This is a genomic window from Rhodococcus sp. KBS0724 (assembly GCF_005938745.2).
Taxonomy (GTDB): domain Bacteria; phylum Actinomycetota; class Actinomycetes; order Mycobacteriales; family Mycobacteriaceae; genus Rhodococcus_F.
This window is the reverse complement of record NZ_VCBX02000001.1, coordinates 1-24,318: the sequence shown is the minus strand read 5'-3', so window position 1 is coordinate 24,318 and position 24,318 is coordinate 1. Positions and strand designations below refer to the sequence as shown.

Annotated in this window: 19 protein-coding genes and 2 tRNA genes; 5 read left to right on the top strand and 16 right to left on the bottom strand. The window is 61.2% G+C overall.

The annotated features are described in order from the left end of the window. Position 1: 1 nt before the first annotated feature. Both FFI94_RS00105 and FFI94_RS00100 read right to left on the bottom strand, forming a co-directional pair. Entirely contained in the window at positions 2–1,177 is a 1,176-nt protein-coding gene (locus FFI94_RS00105) for an FAD-binding oxidoreductase (protein WP_138871204.1), read from the bottom strand. Further along, the gene (locus FFI94_RS00100) at positions 1,167–2,135 is read right to left on the bottom strand and encodes a dihydrodipicolinate synthase family protein (protein ID WP_138871203.1); all 969 of its coding nucleotides are present in this window, start codon (positions 2,133–2,135) and stop codon (positions 1,167–1,169) included. The genes FFI94_RS00105 and FFI94_RS00100 overlap by 11 nt, the downstream gene beginning before the upstream one ends. 158 nt (positions 2,136–2,293) lie before the next feature. Between FFI94_RS00100 and FFI94_RS00095 the strand changes: the two genes are divergently transcribed. The 5 genes from FFI94_RS00095 (at position 2,294) to FFI94_RS00075 (ending at position 6,413) form a co-directional block, all read left to right on the top strand. Next, the gene (locus FFI94_RS00095; protein ID WP_138871202.1) at positions 2,294–3,316 is read left to right on the top strand and encodes a LacI family DNA-binding transcriptional regulator; all 1,023 of its coding nucleotides are present in this window, start codon (positions 2,294–2,296) and stop codon (positions 3,314–3,316) included. 225 nt (positions 3,317–3,541) lie between these two features. Next, positions 3,542–4,393: an ABC transporter substrate-binding protein gene (locus tag FFI94_RS00090; protein ID WP_260683747.1), complete on the top strand. Its 852-nt coding sequence runs from the start codon at positions 3,542–3,544 to the stop codon at positions 4,391–4,393. Positions 4,394–4,449: 56 nt separating this feature from the next. Continuing rightward, entirely contained in the window at positions 4,450–5,190 is a 741-nt protein-coding gene (locus FFI94_RS00085; protein WP_138871200.1) for an amino acid ABC transporter permease, read from the top strand. Continuing rightward, positions 5,187–5,972, top strand: a complete 786-nt coding sequence (locus FFI94_RS00080) for an amino acid ABC transporter ATP-binding protein (protein ID WP_138871199.1) — start codon at positions 5,187–5,189, stop codon at positions 5,970–5,972. Before FFI94_RS00085 ends, FFI94_RS00080 begins: the two co-directional genes overlap by 4 nt. A 12-nt stretch (positions 5,973–5,984) precedes the next feature. After that, a complete protein-coding gene (locus FFI94_RS00075; RefSeq protein ID WP_260683746.1) occupies positions 5,985–6,413 on the top strand; it encodes a hypothetical protein in 429 nt (142 codons plus the stop codon). A 64-nt stretch (positions 6,414–6,477) separates the two neighbouring features. Here FFI94_RS00075 and FFI94_RS00070 read toward each other — a convergent pair whose 3' ends face one another. From FFI94_RS00070 to dnaA, 14 genes are all read right to left on the bottom strand, one after another. Continuing rightward, on the bottom strand, positions 6,478–7,755 hold the full coding sequence (locus FFI94_RS00070) for a lipase family protein (RefSeq protein ID WP_138873517.1): 1,278 nt from the start codon (positions 7,753–7,755) through the stop codon (positions 6,478–6,480). A 128-nt stretch (positions 7,756–7,883) separates the two neighbouring features. After that, the gene (locus FFI94_RS00065) at positions 7,884–9,551 is read right to left on the bottom strand and encodes an alpha/beta-hydrolase family protein (protein WP_138871198.1); all 1,668 of its coding nucleotides are present in this window, start codon (positions 9,549–9,551) and stop codon (positions 7,884–7,886) included. A 159-nt stretch (positions 9,552–9,710) separates the two neighbouring features. After that, a tRNA-Ala gene (locus tag FFI94_RS00060) sits at positions 9,711–9,783 on the bottom strand. 175 nt (positions 9,784–9,958) lie between these two features. Further along, positions 9,959–10,032 (bottom strand) — tRNA-Ile (locus tag FFI94_RS00055). Between the two features lie 75 nt (positions 10,033–10,107). Then, a complete protein-coding gene (locus tag FFI94_RS00050) occupies positions 10,108–11,343 on the bottom strand; it encodes a DUF3566 domain-containing protein (protein ID WP_138871197.1) in 1,236 nt (411 codons plus the stop codon). Then, positions 11,343–13,874 (bottom strand): DNA gyrase subunit A, encoded by a 2,532-nt coding sequence (gyrA, locus tag FFI94_RS00045; protein ID WP_138871196.1) that lies wholly within the window; start codon positions 13,872–13,874, stop codon positions 11,343–11,345. Before gyrA ends, FFI94_RS00050 begins: the two co-directional genes overlap by 1 nt. Before the next feature lie 43 nt (positions 13,875–13,917). Continuing rightward, positions 13,918–15,954 (bottom strand): DNA topoisomerase (ATP-hydrolyzing) subunit B, encoded by a 2,037-nt coding sequence (gene gyrB, locus FFI94_RS00040; protein ID WP_138871195.1) that lies wholly within the window; start codon positions 15,952–15,954, stop codon positions 13,918–13,920. A gap of 197 nt (positions 15,955–16,151) precedes the next feature. Then, the gene (locus tag FFI94_RS00035; RefSeq protein ID WP_138871194.1) at positions 16,152–17,075 is read right to left on the bottom strand and encodes an alpha/beta fold hydrolase; all 924 of its coding nucleotides are present in this window, start codon (positions 17,073–17,075) and stop codon (positions 16,152–16,154) included. Between the two features lie 32 nt (positions 17,076–17,107). Beyond that, positions 17,108–18,127: a PDR/VanB family oxidoreductase gene (locus FFI94_RS00030; protein WP_397495547.1), complete on the bottom strand. Its 1,020-nt coding sequence runs from the start codon at positions 18,125–18,127 to the stop codon at positions 17,108–17,110. Between the two features lie 104 nt (positions 18,128–18,231). Continuing rightward, positions 18,232–19,125, bottom strand: a complete 894-nt coding sequence (locus tag FFI94_RS00025) for a metal-dependent hydrolase (protein ID WP_138871193.1) — start codon at positions 19,123–19,125, stop codon at positions 18,232–18,234. 86 nt (positions 19,126–19,211) lie between these two features. Next, on the bottom strand, positions 19,212–19,745 hold the full coding sequence (locus FFI94_RS00020; protein ID WP_033235309.1) for a DUF721 family protein: 534 nt from the start codon (positions 19,743–19,745) through the stop codon (positions 19,212–19,214). Beyond that, entirely contained in the window at positions 19,738–20,976 is a 1,239-nt protein-coding gene (gene recF, locus FFI94_RS00015; RefSeq protein ID WP_138871192.1) for a DNA replication/repair protein RecF, read from the bottom strand. Before recF ends, FFI94_RS00020 begins: the two co-directional genes overlap by 8 nt. A gap of 22 nt (positions 20,977–20,998) precedes the next feature. Beyond that, on the bottom strand, positions 20,999–22,183 hold the full coding sequence (gene dnaN / locus FFI94_RS00010; RefSeq protein ID WP_138871191.1) for a DNA polymerase III subunit beta: 1,185 nt from the start codon (positions 22,181–22,183) through the stop codon (positions 20,999–21,001). A 581-nt stretch (positions 22,184–22,764) separates the two neighbouring features. Beyond that, on the bottom strand, positions 22,765–24,318 hold a 1,554-nt coding region (dnaA, locus tag FFI94_RS00005; protein ID WP_260683745.1), incomplete at its 5' end, for a chromosomal replication initiator protein DnaA.

Sequence of the window (24,318 nt, the reverse complement as noted above, 5' to 3'; positions counted from 1 at the left end):
ATCAGTGCGACGCGGTTAGACGCGCCGGCCCGAAGGAGCTGACGTCGACAACCGGTTCCTTGCCCTGGACAAAAGCGGTGAGTACGTCTGCCCACAGCGACGCAAAGGTGAACGAGTAGGTTCCACCGGCAACGAAAACGCCTGGTGCACTGTCGAGTTCACCGATGATCGGCAATTCGTCCGGCGTGGTCACTACGGGGCCCGTCCAGACATCGGACAGTTCGATCTCGCCGAGGCCGGGCATCAACCGCCGAGTCTGGGCCAGATTGCCCTCGATACTCTCCTCACGGATTGGTGCCGCGCCTTCCGGCCGGAACTGACCGGCCGGCCAACCGCCACCGAGAACTATGCGATTGCGCTTGTCCTGCTTGATCGAAATTCCCTCACCGACGTGCTGCACCAACACATTCAAGGTCTCGGGAGGGGCGGCCAGGGTGTGCATTTGCAGAGACAGTGCACGCAGGTCCAGTTGCACGTCCACCATCGCGGCGACTTCTGCCATCCACGGACCCGCGGCATTGACGACGTGGGGCGCCTGCCACGTACCCGCAGCAGTACCGACGTTCCACGATTCACCGATCCGCTCGATCGCGGTGACCTTGGTATCGGTGAACAGTTGCGCTCCACGGGCGAGCGCCGCCGCCAAGAGAGCCGGGCCCGCGATATCGGGTTCTGCGTAGCCGTCCAATGCGCACCAGCTCGCACCGGCAATGGTCGGCCCGAGCAACGGAAGCTCTTGGCGTGCTTCGTCACCGGTAAGTAGACGCGTCGGGATTCCGATTTCCCGTTCCCATTCGTGCTTCTGCGCCAGAGCAGCACATTGCTCATCGGTCTCGGCCACCATGTAACCGCCGCAGCGGACCAGTCCGACACCGCCGGGGACATCGTGCTCGAGCTGATCCCACAACCCGCTCGCGGCGAGCTGCAGTGGCAGCAGACGCCGCACATCCAGCGCCACACCCTGACCGGGCCGACGCGTGTGAATCGTCTGAATGTGCAGATTTCCAGCGGTAGTGCCCGAGCCGGCGCAATTGGGTACCGACCGATCCAGCACCACGACACGGAAGCCTGCATCGGTCAATCGAAATGCGGCTGCAGCTCCCACAATTCCTGCACCGATGATGACGACGTCGACCTCGCTGGTCGCGACGTCGGTGACCACTGCTTCACTGGACATGTGCGAACTCCTTCGCCGCGTGTGCCGTGGCTTCGGCAATTCCGGATCGATCGATGATGGTCTGCAGGGTTTCGATGACGTTCGGATCGGTGACCGGCAGCAGCGGCTCCCGTACGTGCCCTCCGGGCTGCCCCAGCAGGTTCATCACCGCTTTGAGCTGGGGAATCGGAGACGCGTGAATGCCGCTGTAGTCGCCGTTGATCAGCGCACCCGACAGTGCGCGGTAACGGTCTGCCCACACCTGTGCTGCTGCGGAATCTTTCGCTGCAACAGCGCGATAGAAGGGAACACCGAAGGGAGCGCCGACGCCACCACCGTCGATGTTGCCGTCACCACCGAGCTCCAGGAGCGCAGCCAGCCCACGACGATGCAGGAAGCTACCGAAAACTCTTACCTGCGAGGAGTACTGCTCGACAGTGTCGAGCATGCTCAGCCAATCGCCGGTGCTGTCCTTGATCGCGACCACATTCTCGAGGTCCGCGATCCGGCCGAACAATCCGGGGATTTTTCCCATGTCGAGTGACACGCCGCGCGGCCAGTTGTATGCCATGAACGGCAAATCCGTTGCAGTGGATACTTTTTCGTAGTACGACACCGTCTCGTCCGCCGACGTGTGGACGTACGGCGGCGGGGTCGCAAGAATTCCGTTCGCGCCGGCGCTCGCTGCATGCTTGGCCAGTCGCCGTGATTCCTCGGCCGTATACGCGCTCACTCCGATCAGGACGGGGAATCGTCCACTGACGGCCTCTACCGCCACCTCGGCGACAAGTTTGCGTTCGGCATGGGTCTGGGAAAACCACTCACCCGTGCTGCCGTTGATCAGAACCCCGTCGACACCCATTCGCGCGTAGAGCTCCATGAGCGCGGCGAATGCATCGACATCCACGGCGCCGGCAGCATCGAACGGGGTGGGAGCAGCGGGCCAATAGCCCGACCAAGCGACATCGTCGCGATTCATAGAAGTAGACCTCTCGATGGAGATGCACAGACTGTGCGAATGGGATCGATTCCATACATTGCTCCGAACCGGTAAAATCGTCAAGCCAGGAAACAGACTCGTAACACGGGCATAGTCGAATGAAGCAACCATCCAGTCAATGAAGCCAAGAGGACACGATGACAGTCACCCTGATCGATGTCGCAAACGCAGCCGGCGTTTCGCGAAGCACTGCATCACGCGCATTGAGTGGATCGACGTTGATCTCTCCGCAGACCAGAGCGGCCGTGCAGGAAGCGGCGCGCAAGCTGCAGTACCGCCCCAATCGCGCCGCGAGCACCCTACGCTCACGGCGATCACACCTCATCGGCCTCGTGATGAACAACCTGCTCAACGCGTCGTTCCACACCGTTGCGGAGGTGGTACAGAAAAGAGCGTCGGACAAGGGTTTTCAGGTCATTCTATGCATCACCGATGCCGATGTCTCACGCGAGCGTGATGTGCTGGAGATGCTGGCCGAGCATGGTGTGGACGGGACGATCGTGATCGGCAGTGGCCGTAACGCCACCGCCACCAACGAACTGCTCGCGGGAAGCGCCGTCGTCAACCTCATCAGGTCCGTGGAGGGCAGCAAAGCCCCCAACGTGCTTGCCGACGACATCGACGGCGCTATGTTCGCCACCCGGCATCTGCTCGGACTCGGCCACCGGAATATCGGCTACATCGGCGGCACCGACGACGCGACGTCCGGCCGAGAACGCTTCGAGGGATACCGTCGCGCACTGGCCGAATACGGCGTCGAGGTGGATGAATCCTTGGTCAGAAAAGGTTCTTTCACAACATATTTCGGGGCCGAGGCCATCGGTTCACTACTCGATCACGCACCGAAGATGACTGCGCTGTACGCCGCCAATCACGAAGCGGTTTTCGGTGTTCTGCCGACCCTTGTCGGCCGCGGCGTGAGCATTCCGAACGAGTTGTCTCTGGTGTGCCACGAGGACATGCCCTGGCTCGAGATGTGGCAACCGGCGATCACCACAATCGACAACGGCGCTGTTCAACTGGCCAATGTTGCGATGGATCTTCTTTTCCAGCAAATAGATTCGGGAAATCTCGAGAAAGAAGACCAAGGACGCACCTACCGGATCGGCTCCACACTGATCGAGCGAAGTTCGTGCACGCCACATGACGGACGTCACTGAAAACGGCAATGACGGTGGCGTAGGACACTCAGTTTCGTTAACAGTTCGTTTCGTCGGTATCTCTCGCGTTAACGGCGTTGACCCTTCATCAATCGCGTGCCAAGCTCAGTGCAATCGATCCCATGAAATTGATTCGGACAACTCTGAGCCCCTCAAAAAGCGCTCTACCGTCCGAAAAAATGTAGGCGGAAGCCACTCCCGAAAGGCCACTCGAAAATGCGCAGAATGCTCGCAGTCGCAGCCGCCACCGCTTTGGCAGCCACCCTCACAGCCTGTGGATCGGGGAGCGACGACACCGCCGCACCCACCGACTGCACCCCCACCCTGGGCTCGTCGGACCTCGCCGAAGAAGGCACCCTCACCATCGCCACCAATGCCACACTCCCTCCGATGCAGTACGTGGACGAGTCAGGCAAGGTCGTCGGAATGCGCGTTGACCTGGGCAAAGAGATTGCGAAGCGCCTGTGCCTTCGCGCTGACTTCGTCAACATCGAGTTCGACGCCCAGATCCCCGGCGTGCAGAGTGGCCGCTGGGACATGATCGACACCGGGATGTTCTACACACCGGCCCGGGCCGAGACCATTTCGCTCGTTCCGTACGAGGTCCAGGCGGTATCCGTCTCGGTACCGGCAGGAAACCCCGAGTCCATCTCGTCCGTCGACGATCTAGCCGGCAAGACCGTCGCCGTCGAAGCGCCGGGATACGAGTTCGACACCCTCAACGCGTTGAACGAAACATTTTCCGCCGCCGGAAAGCCGTCCATGAACGTCCAGACATTCAAGACGAATGCTGATGCCTACCAAGCACTTTCGGCAGGACAAGCGGATGGGGCGGCAATTGTCAGCTCCGTAACGTCCTTCTACCAGAAGGACGGCCGCTTCGAGACGGGCGTCGACGGCATCAACAACTCGCCCTTGGCGCTCGGATTCGCCCAGGGCAGCCGAACCGCCGTCGAGGTGGCGCGCGTCCTCACCGACATGCGGGCCGACGGCTTCCTCCCCGCTCTGTTCGAGGAATACGGCGTCGACGGTTACGACGGCGACATCTCCGTCAGCACCGGTCCGCTGCAGCCCTGAGTACTGAGCTCCGCTCACATCAATTCTGAGCTTCGCTCCAACCGAAAGGTGACCCCATGTGGTCCTGGGATGCATTCTTCTCGATCTTGACCAGTAAGCAACTGCTCGAGGGCGCATGGGTCACCATCTGGCTCACTGTCGTCAGCATGATTCTCGGCCTGATGCTGGCCGTCGTCGTTGCTGCGGCACGCTCGTCCCGCTGGTGGATCCTGCGCGCTATCGTCGGCTTCTACGTGTGGCTGATGCGTGGCACGCCCCTGCTGGTGCAGTTGGTCATCATCTACACCGGGCTCCCGCAAGTGGGTATCAAACTCGGCGTCATCGAGTCCGCACTACTCGGGCTTGTTCTCAACGAAGCCGCCTACCTCTCCGAAATCGTCCGCTCGGGATTGATGTCGGTGCCGGCAGGACAAACCGAGGCGGCCCGCGCACTGGGCATGTCACCGTTCAAGGTATTCCGAGTTGTCGTGCTGCCCCAGGCATTTCGCGTCATGATTCCACCGTTGGGCAACAGCTTCAACGGGCTGCTCAAGACCACAACTCTGGTATCGGTCATCTCAGTCCAAGAATTGTTGCGGCGCACGCAGTTTCTGGTTCAGGTCAACTTCCGGGTCCTCGAAGGCCTGTGCGCCGCGGCCCTGTACTTCCTTGTGCTGACCACCCTCTGGGGAATGATCCAGCGCGTCCTCGAAGCTCGGGCCGGCCGAGGCTACGACCGCAACTACAAGCGCAAGAACAATTCCGGTGATGCGAAAGTCGCCGAGTCAGCTCAGCTAGCGGAAGCAGTGAACAGATGACCACCACCGACATTGCCGCCGCCGCCACGGTTGTTCGCGTCGAGAACATGATCAAGTCCTTCAACGACGTACGCGTGCTCGACGGCATCGATTTCAGCGTGTCCACAGGCGAAGTCGTCCTACTACTGGGACCGTCGGGTAGCGGTAAGAGCACCCTGCTGCGCACCCTCAACTGCCTCGAGGTCATCGACTCCGGAATCGTCGAAGTGTGTGGCGAATCGATGGGTTACGTCGACAGCAACGGCAAACGCCGACTGCGAACCGAGGCGCAGATCGCGAAGCAGCGTCACAACACGGGGATGGTGTTCCAGAACTTCAACCTCTTCCCCATGATGACCGCCATGGAAAACGTCGCAGCAGGCCCACGCCACGTGCAGGGAGTCGCGAAGGACGAAGCCCGGGCGCAGGCACTCGAACTCCTCGACCTGGTCGGTTTGTCCGACAAAGCCGACAACTACCCCTCCCAACTCTCGGGCGGTCAACAACAACGCGTTGCCATCGCCCGCGCGCTGGCCATGAAGCCGAGCGTCATGCTTTTCGACGAGCCGACATCAGCGCTCGACCCTGAAATGGTCAAAGAAGTCTTGGACGTGATGGTTCGCCTTCGCGACGAGGGCATGACGATGGTGGTGGTCACCCACGAAATGGCTTTCGCCCGCGCTGCCGCGGATCGCATCGTTTTCATGAGCGACGGCAAGATCGTCGAAGACGCTGCCCCTGATCAATTCTTCGACAACCCACAAAATCCACGCACCCGGCAGTTCCTGGGACAGATCCTGTGACAAAGTGGAGTCATGACACGAGTGACCGAGTCCCTCAGCAGCCAGCTTCCCGACACCTTCGACCAAGCCTTGGCCAGGGTCGAAGATTCTTTCGAGGAAACGGCATCACGTATCAAGGAATCAGACGCAGCCGATAACGCCCGCCGCATCGCCGCTGTGGTCGCAACAGCGACCGCCCGTGGTGCCGGACAGCTCGGCCTGTTCCTGGGCCGTCAGAGCGCCGTTCTCGCCAAGAAGGGCGTCGAGTGCGCGAAGTCCCTCCCCGCCAAGTCAGCGGCGCGCGCAGAGCGTGAACCGAAGCCGCGCGGACGCAAGCGCATCGGCCTGTTCGTGATTGCCGGTGTGGCAGTGATCGGCGGAGCGGTTTTCTACAAGAGCCGCCACCGCGAGCACCCGCCGGTGGCGTCGGCTCCGCCGCGAGTGGACGACCAAACCGCATAAATCTTGAAGCAAAGAGGCCCGGAACACAGTGTGTTCCGGGCCTCTTTTCGTTCGTGGGTCGGCGTCAGCAGTTCGACGGTGCCGGAACGTTGTTGAACCGGTCGATCATGTAGCCGACGGATTCCGGTGTACCCGTCACATACGGGGCCAGATGGCCCAGTGCCACACCTGGTGCGACGGAGGGCAGCTCGTTGACCGAGAACTGCACGGTAGCGCCGCCCCTGCACCAGTCCCGTGCGAGTTGCTGTCCCTGCCCGAACGGCACGATGTCGTCAGCTCGGCCGTGCTGAATCAAGACCGGCGACGTCGGCGTCAGGTTGCCGATCTTCTGCTCTGCCAGGATTCCCTGCGCAACTGGCAAGCGATCGAGCACCGCTGACAACGATTCACCCGATTTCGTGAACTCCGATGTCTTCTGGAATGCGAATTGCAGCCCGGTCTCGCCGACGCACTGATTTCTGGTCGCCGCGAGCATCGCCCGTCCGCGATCGTTGATTTCCGCGTCGAGCAGCGGCTCCACTTCGGGGTACTGCGCCACGATCCCGTTAAGCGCGTATCCGATCAAGCCGGTGAGAAAACTACCGTCGATCTGCGCGAGAGTGGCTTCCAGATCAGCCGGAGGAGCACCAGCGTACGTGCCCTTCAGATCGAGCTCCGGGGCGTACGACGGCTTCAGTTCCGTTGCCGCAGCGGCAGCGCCGCCGCCCTGCGAGTAACCCCACAGGCCGACGGGCCCGTTGTCGGGAATGCCGGCATTCGGCAATTGCTGAGCAGCGCGCACCGAATCGAGGACAGCGTGCGCCTCGGCCGCCCGGTTCACGTACGTGTGGTCACCTGGCGTTCCCAGCCCGTCGTAGTCCGTGACGACAACCGCAATGCCGTTGAGCAACAACATATTCACCCAGATGGACTCGTAGCCGACCATCACGTCGGTCGGAAACTTGTATTCCATTCCGGTGTTGAACAGCTTGGACGGGGCGCACTGATCACCCTGTCCGTGAGTGCCTACTGCGCTGGCAACCAGTGGACGCGCCCCCTGCCCGGTCCACGGGTTTGTCGGCTCGAGGTACGTGCCGGTGACCGCAACGGGGGCACCATTGGCGTCCTCGCTGCGGTACATGATCTTGGTGGCGGTAGCGGGCCACGGGCCGTTCGATCCCGGCACGCTGAGCAGCAAGGGCGTCGGCTCACTGCGAATGAGGTCCCCATTGTTGCCGGCCGGCAATTCCGTCGGCGGAGTGTAGAAATCCGCTGGTTCAGCCGCTGCGAACGGCGCCGTTGCAGCACTGGTCACCAGTGCTGCAACGGACAAGCCGATTGCCCACGACATTCGGTTCTTCACGGTCACGTTCTCCCCACGTCGTTTGCACTGTGCTCTGACACACAGTGAACGCAGGGTAACATATACCTCAAAACAAACTTACCGGTAAGGAAACAACCTTAGAGTGGTTGTCGTACAGCCACTTTCAACTATTTTGTCGGCTCCAGATTGTTCGTCAGGAGCGCCCGCAACTGCTCGGTGTTCTGAGGCGTCCACGTCGGCGGATGCAAGATGTTGGCCCACATGTCCGCGGCGTCTTCGCCGTAGTTGTGCCCATGACCCGACGGAACATCAGCCGAGAACACCATGTCGAGCGTGACCTGCCAGAACGTCACCAGAGGAATCCAGGTCATCCCCGGATCCACGTCGCGGCCCTCCGGCTTTTCGCTCAACCAGTCCGGCTTGTTGAGCAAGAGGTCGAACGACCACCACGTGATGGGGTCACTCGCATGCTGCCAGTACACGATTCGATCGTCGTTCCAGTCGGCGTCGAGCTCCAAGTCGATCGGATCAGCGGCAAAACGGATCGACTCACCGCCGTCGATCACAGGAAGAATCTCGCGCGAACCGGAGTCACGGTTGTTCGTGATCTCCTGCCACTGCTGCGTGAAGTTGGGCGTGCCCACCCACAACGCTCCGTCGACGCGCGTCATCATGTCCTGATCGCCGGCAAACGCAGCCTGTCCACCGTACGAGCCGAGGCTCTCACCGAACACGACCAACTCGGGACGCGTCTCGACCGGCAAGTCGATCCACTCCGCAAAAACAGCGTTGAACAGTGCGCGGCCGGCGACCATCGGAGTCTCACGGTCGGCGATGAAAGCCAACGGACTTGGCAGGAACGAGTACTGCATCGACGCGATGGCCGTGTCCCCGTCCTCGACGTATTCGAACGCCGACGCCACATCCTCGTTGACCCAGCCACGGCCCGTCGTCGTGACGACGGCCAGAGTTCCGCGGTCGAACCCACCGGTGCGCTTGAGTTCGTCGACAACCCGGTTTGCCACGCCGCGAATCGAATCCGACGACTCACGCCCGGCATAGACGCGGATCGGTTGCTTCGCCTCACGCCCCGTCAGCGCCGTGATCTCCGCCGCCGTGGGGCCACTACCCATGAAGGTGCGCCCTTCCTGCCCCAACGAGTCCCAGGCTTCCGCAGACATCGGCGAACCACTGCGCTCGGCAATGAGCGGCTGTTCGATACCGTCCGGAGTTTCGGTATCCGCGCCCGAGAAGCTCCAGTTCGCGAACGCGATCAACCCGTTGTACAGCGCACCGTTCACGACGAAGACAGCCAGAGCGAGAACCACGACAAGGCTGGCGACCTTTGCCGCTTCCTTCGGGACGAACCGCAATGCGAACTGCGACAGACGGTTCGTGGAATGGCGAATGCCCCGCGACGCCTCGAGCAGGATGAACCAGATGAACAGCGAGATAAACGCCACCAGAAGGTAGTTTGCTGCACTGTCACGCGGCATACCGACAAGTTCACGGACGATCCGCTGCCACCGCGCCCCGAGAATCAAGAAGAGGGGAACCGCTATCACGGCTACCACCGCCATCGTCCGCCACGCGATCTTCTTCGTGCGCTCCGACCACTGCGGCTCGACGCCACACTTGCGAACCACCCACGCAACCAGAGTTCCGATCGCGTAACCCATAGCGAGGGAGATACCCGACGCAACGCCCTGCAGGTACCACGCGCGTGGCAGCAGCGACGGGGTCATCGACCACGTAAAGAACACCAGCGCAAAGGCAAGGCCAACCGGATGAAGCGTCCCACAATAGCGGCGTATGCGGTCCCACACAGATCTCATGCGGGAATCGTAAACGCAGAGAGTCCGATTTCAGGCACCGTACCGCCCAGTCGGCATGCTAATTCCGAAGAGCGAACGTACCTTTCGCTCAACGGGGGGAGCGGGTCCGCACATACAAAAACACCCTCCCGGTTTCCCGGGAGGGTGTTTTTCTAACTGTGGAGCCTAGGAGATTCGAACTCCTGACATCTGCCTTGCAAAGGCAGCGCTCTACCAACTGAGCTAAGGCCCCGTTCGGTTTTCCGACCGGAGTCAGAGTACCTATGTTCTAGCTTGTTTCCAAATCGTGCCAAACCTTGTCTCCGCGCTGACTTTTGATCAACTTGGTGACTACGAGAGACACCAGAATGCTAGCCCCGACAAGCAGGAAAACCTTCATTCCAGCAACCCTTCTTCGGCACAAGGAGTGGGCCTAGGAGGACTTGAACCTCCGACCTCTTCATTATCAGTAAAGCGCTCTAACCACCTGAGCTATAGGCCCCTGAACCGGTTTCAAAGATTACCCCACCGGCCCGCTAACACCAAAACGGGTCCGGTGGGGCACTGTTTCCGCAGGTCAGTCGCGATCTGCGAGAGTTACCTCGACGCCGCCAACCAAGTCACTGCAGAGGTTGTAGATGAACGATCCGATGGTGACGAGCGCCGTGAACAACACCATGTTCGCCAAACCGATCACTGCGGAATAGCCGAAGACTTGCCCCGCCGTCACCAGTCCGTCGGATCCGCCATCGGACACGATGTCCGTAAACGCGTTGTTCAGGCGGTCCCAGACGCCCATACCGTCCAAAACGACGTACAGCAGACCGACGGCCACCATCCACACGAAGAAAAGTGAAACCGAGATCACAGAAGTGATCTTGAGCGTGGACCACGGATCGATACGACGGATCTGCACCGTCGCCCGCAACGGCGTCCCATTGGACGCCGCCGCGACGGCAGCGACGTGATTTTTATCACCAACAGCTGCCTGCGGCAGTGGATGCTTCGCCTCGGAGAGGTCCGGCATGTCCTTCGGCAGATCCTTACGGCTGATATGACGAGTCGGACCGTCGATGGCCGCAGCCTTGGCCCGGGGACCGGCCGGAGCATTCGGCGGCGCAACCTGCTGGTTCGCCACAGTCTTGTTTGCAACCGTCTTGTTTGCCACAGTCTTGTCGGCGACGGTCTTGTTGTCGACCGCGTTGTTCATGACCTTCGGTGCCGCTGTTCCCGTGACCACCGGCCGAGCCGGCGGCTGCGACGGAACTCCAGGACCTGCTGGTCGCTGGTTCGGCGGACCGACCGACGGTTTCCCGGCAGCTGGTGCGGGTCCCTTACGAACATCGGGTCGCGGCGCAGCCGGACGGGTGATGTTAGTTTGGGGCTCGCGCTGCTGAGAAACCGGCTGCTGGGAAACCGGCGGTTGAGATACAGGCGGTTGAGATACAGGCTGTTGCGGACCTGACTGCTGCTGACCACGCTGCCACGGCGGCGCCTGGTTACCGCGTGCCTGGCCCACCGGCACCTGATTAGGCGGTGTCGGTGAGGCCGTCGGCGAGTCAGGTGACTTCGGGGCAGCGGGAGCAGCCGGTGAACTCTTCCCAGCCGCAGGCGGCGCCGACTTGTCGGCCACAGCCTTGGAATCGGCGGCAGAGCTGCTCGGCTTACCAGCGGCCGGGGGTTTCGAAACCTCAACGGGAGACGTCGAGCCCCCTGCACCCGCCGGAGCAGCTGACTGCTCCGGCTTTTGGGGCGTCGAACCGGAAGTGCTCGTGCTCTTCTGGTCACTGCCCGGCTGGTTGGGAGTGCTCACTAGGACTCCTTAGCTCCATCGGCATTGTCTGCGCTGTCGGTGTTTGCGGCAGCGATCTCTTCGGGTTCGTCGGCGTTGCGCGCAATTGCGAGCAAGGTGTCGCCTTCGCCGAGGTTCATCAGACGCACGCCCTTGGTCTGGCGTCCAGCCTTACGAACCTGCTTGGCAGCTGTCCTGATGACGCCGCCGCCCGAGGTGATCGCGTACAGCTCGTCGTCGTCGTCGACGATGAGCGCTCCGACCAGAGTGCCACGTTTCTTGTCGTACTGAATGGTGAGCACGCCCTTGCCGCCGCGGCCCTGGACCGGGTAGTCCTCCATGCTTGTGCGCTTGGCGTAACCACCGGAAGTCGCGACCAGCAGGAACTTGCCTTCACGAACGACGTTGAGCGAGAGCAGCTCGTCCTCACCGTTGAAACGCATGCCCTGAACACCGGAGGTGGCGCGGCCCATGGGACGCAATGCCTCGTCGGTTGCGGAGAAGCGGATCGACTGGCCCTGTGCCGACACGAGAAGCAGATCGTCGTCGGCAGAGCAGAGAACGGCACCGACCAGTTCGTCCTCGTCGCGCAGGTTGATCGCGACGATGCCACCGCTGCGGTTGGAGTCGAAGTCCGTGAGCTTGGACTTCTTGACCAGACCGTTGCGAGTAGCGAGGACCAGATAGGGCGCGTCTTCGTACGTCTTGATCTGGATGACGGACTGAATGCGCTCGTCCGGCTGGAAGGCCAGCAGGTTGGCTACGTGCTGACCACGCGCGGTGCGGCTGGCCTCGGGCAGTTCGTAAGCCTTGGCACGGTAGACGCGGCCCTTCGTGGTGAAGAACAGCAGCCAGTCGTGCGTCGACGTGACGAAGAAGTGCGAGACGATGTCGTCCTGCTTGAGGCCGGCACCCTGAACGCCCTTGCCGCCGCGCTTCTGCGAGCGGTACAGGTCGGTCTTGGTGCGCTTGGCGTAGCCGGTCTCGGTGATCGTGACGACAACGTCCTCGCGGGCGATGAGGTCTTCGTCGTTGACGTCTCCGTCGGCGGCGATGATGCGGGTACGACGGTCGTCGCCGTACTTGTCGACGATTTCCTTGAGCTCGTCACGAACGATCGCGCGCTGACGCTCAGGCTTGGCCAGAATGTCTTTGTAATCGGCGATTTCGATCTCGATCTCGGCCAATTCGTCGACGATCTTCTGACGCTCGAGGGCGGCCAGACGACGCAACTGCATCGCGAGGATCGCGTCGGCCTGAATCTCGTCGACATCGAGGAGGTTCATCAATCCGGCCCGAGCGACGTCGACGGTCTGCGACGCACGGATCAGGGCGATGACCTCGTCCAAGGCGTCGAGAGCCTTGACCAGACCACGCAAGATGTGAGCGCGCTCTTCGGCCTTACGGAGCAGGTACTGCGTGCGACGGACGATGACCTCGAGCTGATGCGTCGTGTACAGACGGATCATCTGGTCGAGGCGCAGTGTGCGCGGCACACCGTCGACGATGGAGAGCATGTTGCAGCCGAAGCTGGTCTGCAGCTGCGTGTGCTTGTACAGGTTGTTCAACACAACCTTGGCAACGGCGTCACGCTTGACGGTGACAACGATGCGCATGCCGACGCGGTCGGAAGACTCGTCGTGAATGTCGGAGATGCCGGCGATCTTGGCGTCACGAACCTGATCCGCGATGGAGGTGATCAGGTTGTCCGGGTTGACCTGGTACGGCAGCTCGGTGATGACAATTGTGGTGCGGCCCTTGGCATCTTCTTCGACCTCGACCACACCGCGCATACGGACGGAGCCGCGGCCGGTGGTGTAGGCGTCCTGAATTCCCTGGCCACCCACGATGAGACCGTGCGTCGGGAAGTCCGGTCCCTTGACCCGCTCCATGACGGCAGCGAGCGTGGATTCCTCGTCGGCTTCGTAGTTCTCGAGAGCCCAGTAGATGGCTTCGGCGACTTCACGCAGGTTGTGCGGCGGAATGTTGGTGGCCATACCGACGGCAATACCGTTGGAGCCGTTGATCAGCAGGTTCGGGACACGACTGGGAAGAACCGTCGGTTCCTGCGTCTTACCGTCGTAGTTCGGCGTGAAATCGACTGTGTCGTGGTCGATTTCACGCAGCATCTCCATAGCGAGAGGCGTGAGACGGCACTCCGTGTAACGCATGGCGGCGGCGCCGTCGTTGCCACGGGAACCGAAGTTGCCCTGGCCGTCGACGAGGGGATACCGCAGCGACCACGGCTGGGCCATACGGACCAGGGTGTCGTAGATCGAGGAGTCGCCGTGGGGGTGGTAGTTACCCATGGTCTCGGCGACCGGACGGGCAGACTTCACATATCCGCGATCGGGGCGATTGCCGGTGTCGTACATCGCGTACAGCACGCGGCGGTGCACGGGCTTGAGGCCGTCGCGCACATCCGGCAGGGCGCGACCGACGATGACGCTCATGGCGTAGTCGATGTAGCTGCTCTGCATTTCCTGCTGGATGTCGACCGGTTCGATGCGGTCGTGCTGCGGTCCGTCCGGTGGCAACGTGGTGTCGGTCATGAGTTCACTTTCTTAAAGAAGATGGTGGGCGCAAGCACAGGCCCTACACGTCGAGGAAACGGACGTCCCTGGCATTGCGGATGATGAAGCTGCGCCGAGCCTCGACGTCCTCACCCATCAACACGCTGAACAGTTCGTCGGCAGCAGCCGCGTCGTCCAACGTCACCAGACGCAGAACGCGCACCGTCGGGTCCATCGTGGTTTCCCACAGTTCCTTGGCGTTCATCTCGCCAAGGCCTTTGTAACGCTGGATGCCGTCGTCCTTGTTGATCTTCTTGCCGGATTCGAGACCAGCCTTGACCAGGACGTCGCGCTCACGATCGGAGTACGCGAATTCCGGCTCGCTGCGCTGCCACTTCAGCTTGTACAGCGGCGGCTGGGCCAGGTACACGTGACCGTGCTCGACCAGCGGGCGCATGAAGCGGAACAGCAATGTGAGCAGCAGCGTCGCGATGTGCTGACCGTCGACGTCGGCGTCGGCCATGAGCACGATCTTGTGATAGCGCAGCTTTGCGATATCGAACTCGTCGTGGATGCCGGTGCCGAAGGCGGTGATCATCGACTGGATTTCGGTGTTCTTCAACGCGCGGTCCAGGCGGGCCTTCTCGACGTTGAGGATCTTGCCGCGCAGCGGCAGAATCGCCTGGTACATCGAGTCGCGGCCGGACTTGGCCGAGCCACCTGCCGAGTCGCCCTCCACGATGTAGATCTCGGACTTCTCCGGATCGTTGGAGCGGCAGTCCGCAAGCTTGCCTGGCAGGCCACCGAGATCGGTAGCGCTCTTACGGCGAACCAATTCGCGGGCCTTACGAGCAGCGATGCGAGCCTGCGCCGACGAGACCGCCTTGTTCACGATGGTCTTGGCGTCGGCGGGGTTGGCCTCTAGCCAGTGCTGAAGATGCTCGTTGCACGCCTTCTGCACGAAGGACTTGACCTCGGTGTTGCCGAGCTTGGTCTTGGTCTGGCCCTCGAACTGCGGCTCACCGACCTTGACGGACACGATGGCGGCAAGACCCTCACGGATGTCGTCACCGTTGAGGTTCTGCTCTTTTTCCTTGAGTAGCTTCTTGTCACGGGCGTACTTGTTGACGACCGTGGTGAGCGCCGCGCGGAAGCCCTCTTCGTGCGTTCCACCCTCATGCGTGTTGATGGTGTTGGCGAAGGTGTGCACGGACTCCGAGTAACCGGAGTTCCACTGCATCGCGACCTCGAGCTCGTGGCCCGTGCCCTTGGCCGTGAATCCCACAACAGAGTTGTGGATGGGGCTCTTGGACTTGTTGATGTGACGGACGTAGTCCTCGAGTCCACCCGGGTAGTGGTAGACGCGGGTCTTGGCCTTGCGCGGAGCGGCAGCAGCCGCTTCCTGCGTCTCGGCAGCAGACTTGGGTGCCTCGGCGACGTCGATTGCTTCGTCGTCGACATCGATGACCTCGGCGCGCTCGTCGGTCAGCGTGATGGTCAGGCCCTTGTTGAGGAAGGCCATTTCCTGCAGACGACGCGCGACGGTCTCGAAGTTGTATCGGGTGGTCTCGAAGATCTCGGGATCGGCCCAGAAACTGACGGTGGTACCGGTCTCCTTCGTCGGGGCGCCCTGTACGAGCTCTCCCGGCTTGGAATCGGTGTACGTCTGCTGCCACTCGTAGCCGTCGACCTTGATGTCGACGTCGAGCCGGGTGGACAGCGCGTTGACCACCGAGATACCGACGCCGTGCAGACCACCGGAGACGGCATAGGAATCGGAGTCGAACTTGCCGCCGGCATGCAGCTGGGTCAGCACGACCTCGACGGTGGGAACCCCGGAGGCATGCATTCCGACCGGAATGCCGCGGCCGTCGTCGACGACGCGAATGCCGCCGTCTTCGAGGAGGGTTACCTCGACCTTGGTGGCGTGTCCGGCCATCGCCTCGTCGACCGAGTTGTCGACGACCTCCCAAATGAGGTGGTGCAGGCCGCGTTCACCGGTGGAACCGATGTACATGCCTGGGCGCTTACGTACCGCTTCCAGTCCTTCGAGGACTGTGATGGACGACGCGTTGTAGTCCTTGCTGGAAGTGCTTGTATCTGACTTCTGGGCAGCCACGGGTGGGTAGCTCTCCTTCTCCGTCAATACTCGAGCGCAGCCGTCAGCAAGCCCTTGCGGGTGTCGTCGGAGCGGGTTCGAGAATGTTGCCGCTAGTTACCGAAGACCATCTTACTGGTAAGCACCGACAGGAACCGGCCAATGACACCCCTGGTTGCGCCGCAGACGAATTTTTACGATCCCCTGAAGGTGAAACGCTAGGAAGTTTGCTTCTCCGAGCGACGCTCTCTCAGGCTCGCGATAAATGCCTGCGCATGTTCGGCAACCTCGTCGGCGTGTGAAATCGGCGACCAGTGACCGGCCTGGATTTCGGTCCGTCGCAGGTCGGAGACCCATTTTTCCGTGTCCTCGAAGCCCACCGGCCGAACGGCCTTGTCGCAGACGTTCAAGATCAACTGAACCGGAACGTCCGTGTACCGTTCCCGCGGTTTGCCCAGAGCCGGCCGGATATTCGCCCGATACAACTTGAGACCGTTAACCATGTCGTCGGCAACCGTCGGGGCGGGCCTCACCAATTTCGGGTCCAGACCGTCGAAAAATCCGAGAAACGCCGGCCAGTGCTTGGCGAACCACAGCCTCAAAGGCAGGGTGCACAGACCCGGAATCTGAAACAGAACCGTGTACGCCGACGCGACTCCCTGGGCGGCCGGTCCGCGGAATCGCCGCTTGGACGCACTGGAACGGATCCATTTTCCGAGATGGTCGAGATTCGGTCCTGAAATAGAACTGAAGGATGCGATCTTCTCCTCAGCGCCCGGCTCGCAGACGGCCTCCCAGGTTTCGACGGATCCCCAGTCATGAGCAACGACGTGAACCGGCTTGTTCGGACTGACGGCATCGATGACGGCAAACAGATCACCAGCCATCGCACTGAGTTGGTAGTCCTGCACTCGCGACGGGATCGTGCTCTCACCGGCTCCGCGGCTGTCGTAACTGACGACGCGGAAATTGTCGGCCAACAGCGGTACGACGCGATTCCACAGTTCGTGAGTATCCGGCCACCCGTGAACGAGGACGATCGTCTCACCGTCTGCCGGCCCCTGCTCGAATACGGCAAGGCTGACGGCGCCGTTGGTGACGCTGCGGGCGGTTACGGCATGGAGCGGCGCATGCTTGGTCATCGGCAAACCCTTCGTAGGAGAGTGGAAAAGAACTAGAGATCGAGTACCAGTCGCCCGCCGTCGGAACGCGACACACAGATCAGCATCTCGCTTTCCCGTTCGGCATCGGTCAGGCGGTTCTCGCGGTGATCCGGAGTGCCTGCGAGGACCTTCACCCGGCACGTCCCGCAGAAACCTTGCTGACACGAGTAGCCGACCCCGGGCAAGGTTTTCCTGACAACTTCGAGTGCCGACTGGTCGGCGTCCACGCTCAACACTTGACCCGAGCTGACCAGTTGCACTTCGAACGGAACCCCTCCTACGATTGGCGGCGCTCCAAATCTTTCGAAATGCAAAGCAGTGGAGGATGTTTCACGGAAACCTGTGCGCACCGCGTCGAGCATGGGCGTCGGGCCACAGCAATACACCGCTCCACCTTCCGGAGCTTTTTCCAGAAGATCCGCGGCGGTGGGTAGTCCGAATTCTTCGTCAGGTCGCACGAACACCCGTTCCGGTTCCCAGGTTGCGATCTCCTCGAGGAACGGCATGGACTCACGAGAACGGCCGGAATACACGAAGTGCCAGTCCATGCCCAATTGCCTTGCAGCCCTGACCATTGCGATGATCGGAGTTATTCCGATTCCACCGGCAATGAAGAGCGCACTACCTTCTCCGACAAAGGGAAATCCGTTGCGCGGTCCGCGAACCGTCACGTGCTCGCCTGGTTGCAGCGCATGCATTTCGACGGATCCACCGCCGCCGTCGGGAATTCGGCGTACAGCGACGCTGTATCCCCAGCGATCAGCGCTGTCGCCGCAGAGTGAATACTGCCTGCGCAACCCCGAAGGCAGATGGAAGTCCAGATGAGAACCGGGCTGCCACGGAGGAATCGGTGAGCCATCGGCAGATTCGAAGCGCAGACAAACAACATTCTCGTCGGTCGCCACCACCTCACGCGTACTGACCACCATGTTCAGCGCGGTGTCCGGATTGTGGCCGGCAATCTTCGGGTTGTAATCGTAGGCCGTCAGAACACGAAGGTACTTGTCCGTCAACAACTCTGTGATCCGCATGGCCCGATCGGGGCGGGCACGACCCGCGAGATCCGGTGGTGCCTGATATCGCGGAAGTCCGTCGTGCCCGATCAGGACGTCCTTGATCCTGGCAATCGACGGAATCACCGGGCCGCCGCCTGCGCAGCCGGCGAGGAGGCCAGGTACTTCACCGCTTGAGCGGTCGAACCTTCTTTGCCGGGGTGATACGACTTCGAGAAGTACGTCGACATCCGCTTGACCAGCTCGAAACTGGTGGGGACTGTGCCGCGCTTACCGGCTGCCACAAAATCGGACAAGTGCGGACGACGCCGACTCGGCGCTTGGTTGGCAAGTTCAGGATCGTTGCGCATCAGGAAGCGGGTCCCTCTGATCCACAACCACACGATGACGGGCGTGACGAGGAGTTGAGTACGGATACGGCGGGTTTCCCGCTTGTCGAAGTAGCGCATCACGTCGTACGCAACCGCTCGGTGTTCGACTTCTTCAGCTCCGTGCCAGCGCAGCAGGTCGAGCATGGTCGGGTGCATTCCGGCCCGATCCAGTCCGTCGGCGTTGAGGACCCAGTCGCCGAGGAATGCCGTGATGTGTTCGATGGCCGCGATGATCGCCAGACGCTCAACCAGGTGATTCTCGGCTCGCCGTCCGGTCAGGGGACGTGGTCCGAGCAATTTCGAGAAGGTCCATTCCATCTGCCGCGTGTACGGCGTCGGATCGAGTCCATTTTCCTTCAGGTGGACCAGCACACCACTGTGGGCGCCGGCGTGCATGGCTTCCTGACCGATGAAGCCGACAACGTCGTCACGAAGCTTCTCGTCCTCGATAAGAGGAAGTGCTTCCTTGAACGTTTCGACAAACCACTCTTCACCGGCCGGGAGCAGCAGGTGCAGCACGTTGAGTACGTGAGTACTGAACGGATCGCCGGGAATCCAATGCATCGGCAGGTCGGACCAGTCGAATTCGACATTGCGTGCCTGCAACAAGATGTGATCAGGCTCGGCGTGTACCTTGCTCGGCATCTGACTACCCCTTCATGCTCTGTGACACAGTTCACCCAGAACCGGGGTAACTGTAACATGAAGTAATAGGTACAACCAGGGCTTGCTCAGCCGTACGTATCGCGAGGTCCGCGACCTTTGACGTGCCTTTCGCCTTTACGCCAACTCGGTGCGCTCGGGCCAGTGATCCGTAGTGTTTTCACGACGCCGTCACCCACCGCAACCGCGATTTTTGCCAAAATCTGGGATTGCATCATCCGTAATTGAGTTGCCCAGGCCGTCGACTCCGCGGAGATGCTCAAGACACCTTCACGAAGAGAGATGGGCTCGGCATGCGCGGAGATGTCTTCTCCGACAACCTGCGGCCAGCGGCCGAGCACCGTGCCTTCGGATACTCTCGGCGACCAGCCGCGTGATTTGGACACCGCGCTGGTCAGTGCACCGAACGGTTGTGGATCGCGGGCATCCGGGCCGGGACCGGACCACCCGCCGCGCCGACGCGGCCTACCGCTACCGAACTTGGGTGACGATCGACCTTGCCCGACGGCCTTGCCGTTGGCTTTAGCCGCAGCGCGGGCCTCCTCGAGGGCTCGGCGAGCCAAGTCGATACCCCGAAGTTCGGGCTCTTTCTCGTCAGTCACGATTTTCGACCCCCTCGGACAAGTCCGTCTTCGCAGACCAGTCTTTCGAGACTATCCGTGAAATACGACCTTCGGGCGTTTCGGATGCTTCGACGCCGAACTTGGCTGCCTCGAGTTCGCCGGGAACGTCCTCCGGAACCGCGGCAGTGACGATGACCTGCTCAGCGGTGGCGGCGACCGCAGCCAACGCACGGCGACGGCGGCGATCCAATTCCGCAAAAACGTCGTCGAGCAGCAGTACGGGATCACTGCCTTCAGTTCGGAGCAACGCAAACCCCGCCAGCCGCAGCGACAACGCAAACGACCACGATTCCCCATGACTGGCAAAGCCTTTTGCCGGACTGTCCCCGAGAATCAACTCGAGGTCGTCGCGGTGCGGACCGACCAGACACACACCCCGATCGATCTCCTTGGTTCGCATCACCGACAGTTCGTTATGGAAACGCTCCTCGAGGTACGCGACGTCGTCGATTCCGGGAATCCTTGTGGGATCGGTAAATTCAGGATCCAATGACGTTCCGAGGCTGCTGCGGTATCGCATCGACGCCGGCCTGGATTCCGGCGCTATCGAGCGATACGACTCGGCAAGATGCGGCGCGAGGTCGTGGACCAACTCGAGGCGCCCGGCCAACAACTGCGCGCCGTGTGCAGCCAAATGCCCGTCCCACACCTCGAGGGTGGAGAGAACATTTTCGCCGCCACCGGAACCGCGTCGAAGTGCCCCACCTGCTGTTTTCAACAGCGCTGAGCGTTGGCGCAACACCTTGTCGTAATCCGCGCGTACAGCGGCCATTCGAGGGATGCGGAACGTCAGCAGTTCGTCGAGATACCGTCGGCGGTCACCGGGATCGCCGCGAACCAACGACAAATCCTCAGGCGCAAACATCACGGACTGCAAGATCCCCAGAACTTCGCGGGGACGCCGCGCCGGCGACTGATTTATCCTGGCGCGGTTGGACTTTCCCTCGATCAACTCGACGTCGATGGTGAGCTCACGACCGGAGTTGACCACCGTTGCACCGGCAAAAGCGCTGGCCGAACCGCTGCGAATCATCGGAGCATCGGAAGAAACCCGATGAGACGACAGCGTCGACAAGTAGCCGAGCGACTCGAGGATGTTGGTTTTACCGTGCCCGTTGGAACCGAGGAACACAGTTGTTCCCGGCACCAGATCAAGTGTCAGGGAATCCCACGAACGGAAGTCCCGCAACGAGAATCTACGAACGAACACTCATGCCGCCCAACAGCAATTATCAGCCTGGAAGTCGAACCGGCATCAGCAGATAGGTGTATTCGCTCGATGGCGCAGCGAAGTTACCCGACTCGTCCGGCGTCGGATCTTCGTCGGTAGCCGGACGCAGAACTGCGGGACGGCTGGGCGTCGTGAAGCCGAACAGGACGTTCTCGCTGTGCAACGAGTTCAGGCCATCCGTGAGGTATCCGGGGTTGAACGCAATGGTCAACGGCTCACCCTGGAACGTCGCGTTGAGCGTTTCCTCAGCGCGGCCGGCGTCATCGCCACCAGCGGAGAGCAGCAGACCTTCGGAAGAGAACTGCAAACGCACCTGAGCCCCACGCTCTGCCACGAGTGCCACACGCTTGATGGCTTCGACCAGCGGAACAACCTCGACGGTTGCCATGGCTGTGTGCTGCGCCGGCAGAAGCTGGCGGAACTTCGGGAACTCCGCATCGAGGAGACGTGTCGTTGTGCGACGGCCGTCGTTGACGATGCCCAGGAGACCGTCGTTGCCGATGCTCGACCCGGAACCCAGAGCCAGCTCGACGGGCGAACTTGCGTTTCCGGCAAGCGTTTTCGCGGATTCGGACAAGGTCTTCGCCGGGATGAGAACCGCAGCCTCGACATCGGGGTTCGCCGGCATCCACTCGAGCTCACGGACAGCGAGACGGAAACGGTCGGTTGCAGCCAGGACAATGGAATTCTGGGCAATCTCGACACGAATACCGGTCAACATCGGCAGGGTGTCGTCTTTACCAGCTGCGATGGCGACCTGACTGATTGCTTCGGAGAACAGATCCACCGGGATGGATCCGGACTGCTGCGGAAGCGTCGGAAGCTGCGGGTAGTCCTCGACGGGCATCGTCGGCAGCGAGAACTTCGCGCTTCCACACGAGATCAGAACGCGAGTGCCCTCGAGGGTGACATCAACAGGCTTGTTAGGCAGCGACTTGGTGATGTCGGCAAGGAGACGACCGGAAACCAGGACCTGACCGACAGTCGTGACATCTGCGGATACGCGAACCTGAGCGGAGACCTCGTAGTCGAAACCGGAGACAGTGAGTCCCTGTTCGGTTGCATCGAGAAGAACGCCACCGAGAACGGGAACAGGCGGCCTCGAGGGGAGGCTACGAGCAACCCATGCAACTGAATCTGCGAACTCTTCCCGGGATACGCGAAACTTCAGGCTTCCAAGCTCCATCGCCGGGTGATTCCTCTCGGTAGGCATGTTCTGGTGACAGCAAGTCTGGCACAGACGTCAGACGACAAGTCTGGCACAGCGGTGTGCGACGACAACCGTATGCCCTCGAGGGGCGAAGAGGAAAGCCGAGACGAGGTCGAGCGAACTCGGTCTCGAGGTTCCTCACAGGAGTTGTCCACAAATCTACTTTTAAAGAGCTTTTCCTAGAAATTTCTCAGTAGTAGTAATAAGTCCTGTGCAATCTGTGGAGTAACGGTTGTCGATGCAGGTCTGCCCCCTCGAGGGCATGTGGACTTCTCGAGGACAGACTCGAGGAGCGATCAGCCCCTTCTGTGCACAGACAAGAAGTTTTCGGATTACTCCTCGAGATCTCCACAGACTTTGGAAGTTATCCACACAGTTATCCCCAGATGTGAATACTTTTGAGAAGAAACGAAAGGTTTCACAAAACCGGCGTGTCGAACCCTGGCGTGTCGCGGGTTCGACAGGATTGACATCCCTCGAGGGAAGGCAGCCGACACAGCGGTGCCCCTCGAGGGAGGGAACTCTCCCCCTCGAGGGGCACCGGTAAAATATGCAGGTCAGCGCTTGGAACGCTGCTTGATCCGAGCCGTCAGCTCTTGTACCTGGTCGTACACCTTGCGACGTTCGGTCATTTCCTTACGGATCTTCTTGTCCGCGTACATGACGGTGGTGTGGTCACGCCCGAACGTCTGACCGATCTTCGGCAATGACAAATCCGTCAGCTCACGGCACAAATACATGGAGATCTGGCGTGCCTGAGCGAGCGGACGGGCCTTACCCGGCCCACAGAGGTCGTCGATCGACATATTGAAGTATTCGGCCGTCACGGCCATGATCGTCGCCGCATTGATCTCGAGGCTCGACGAATCGGGCATCAGGTCCCGAAGGACAACTTCCGCCAACGTGAGATCCAACGGCTGCCGGTTGAGCGAGGCAAAGGCAGTGACACGAATCAGTGCCCCCTCGAGTTCACGGATGTTGCGCTCGATCCGGCTGGCGATCAGCTCGAGGACATCGTGTGGCACCTCGAGGCGGTCCATCCGCGCCTTCTTGCTCAAGATCGCGATACGCGTCTCGAGTTCCGGCGGTTGGACGTCGGTGATCAGGCCCCATTCGAATCGCGTTCGCAGACGCTCCTCGAGGGTGGCCAACTGCTTGGGCGGCCGGTCCGAGGAGACGACGATCTGCTTGTTCGCGTTGTGCAAGGTGTTGAAGGTGTGGAAGAACTCTTCCTGGATACCTTCCTTGCCCTCGATGAACTGGATGTCGTCGACGAGGAGGACGTCTGTCTCGCGATAACGGCGCTTGAACGCCACCTTGCGGTCGTCACGAAGACTGTTGATGAAGTCGTTCGTGAACTCTTCGGTAGAGACGTACTTCACGCGCATACCGGGAAAGAGCCGTTGCGCATAGTGACCGGCTGCGTGCAGCAGGTGCGTCTTGCCGAGCCCGGACGCGCCCCAGATGAAGAGCGGGTTGTACGCGCGGGCAGGCGCCTCCGCGATCGCGACCGCAGCAGCGTGTGCAAACCGGTTGGAGGAACCGATGACAAACGTGTCGAACGTGTACTTCGCGTTGAGGCTGTTTGCACCGGAGTTCGACGAGGACCGTGTGGCCGGCGGTTTGGTGAAGTACGACGGCCACGATTCGTGAACACTCGCCAATGCTTCGCGGTCGTCGTCGACCTCTTCGCTCTCGGCGGTTTCGGAGTCGGACGGTTCCCCGTCACCTTCGGTGAATCGGCGTCGACGGTAAGCGCCGGAACTACTGACCGATTCGAACTGACGGCTGCCGGTGCGCTCTTCCGGTTCTGCCGAATCTTCGTCGGGAGGAGCGATACGGACGCCGAGGCCCTCGACCTGGCCACCGAGATGTCGTCCGAGTGCTTGCAGAATCGGTTCGCGCAGATCGCGCTCGATGGTCTCCTGAGCGAAGGACGACGGAACCGAGAGGAGTGCAAATCCTTGCGCGAGTGTGAGCGGTCTCACCAGGCGGACGAATGCCTTCTGCTTACTACTCAGTATCGGAAGATCGTTCCCGGGGTCATCACTCGTGAGTTCTGCAACCACGTCGACCCAGGCACGTTCGAGCGCGTTGGGATCGTCGTTCAC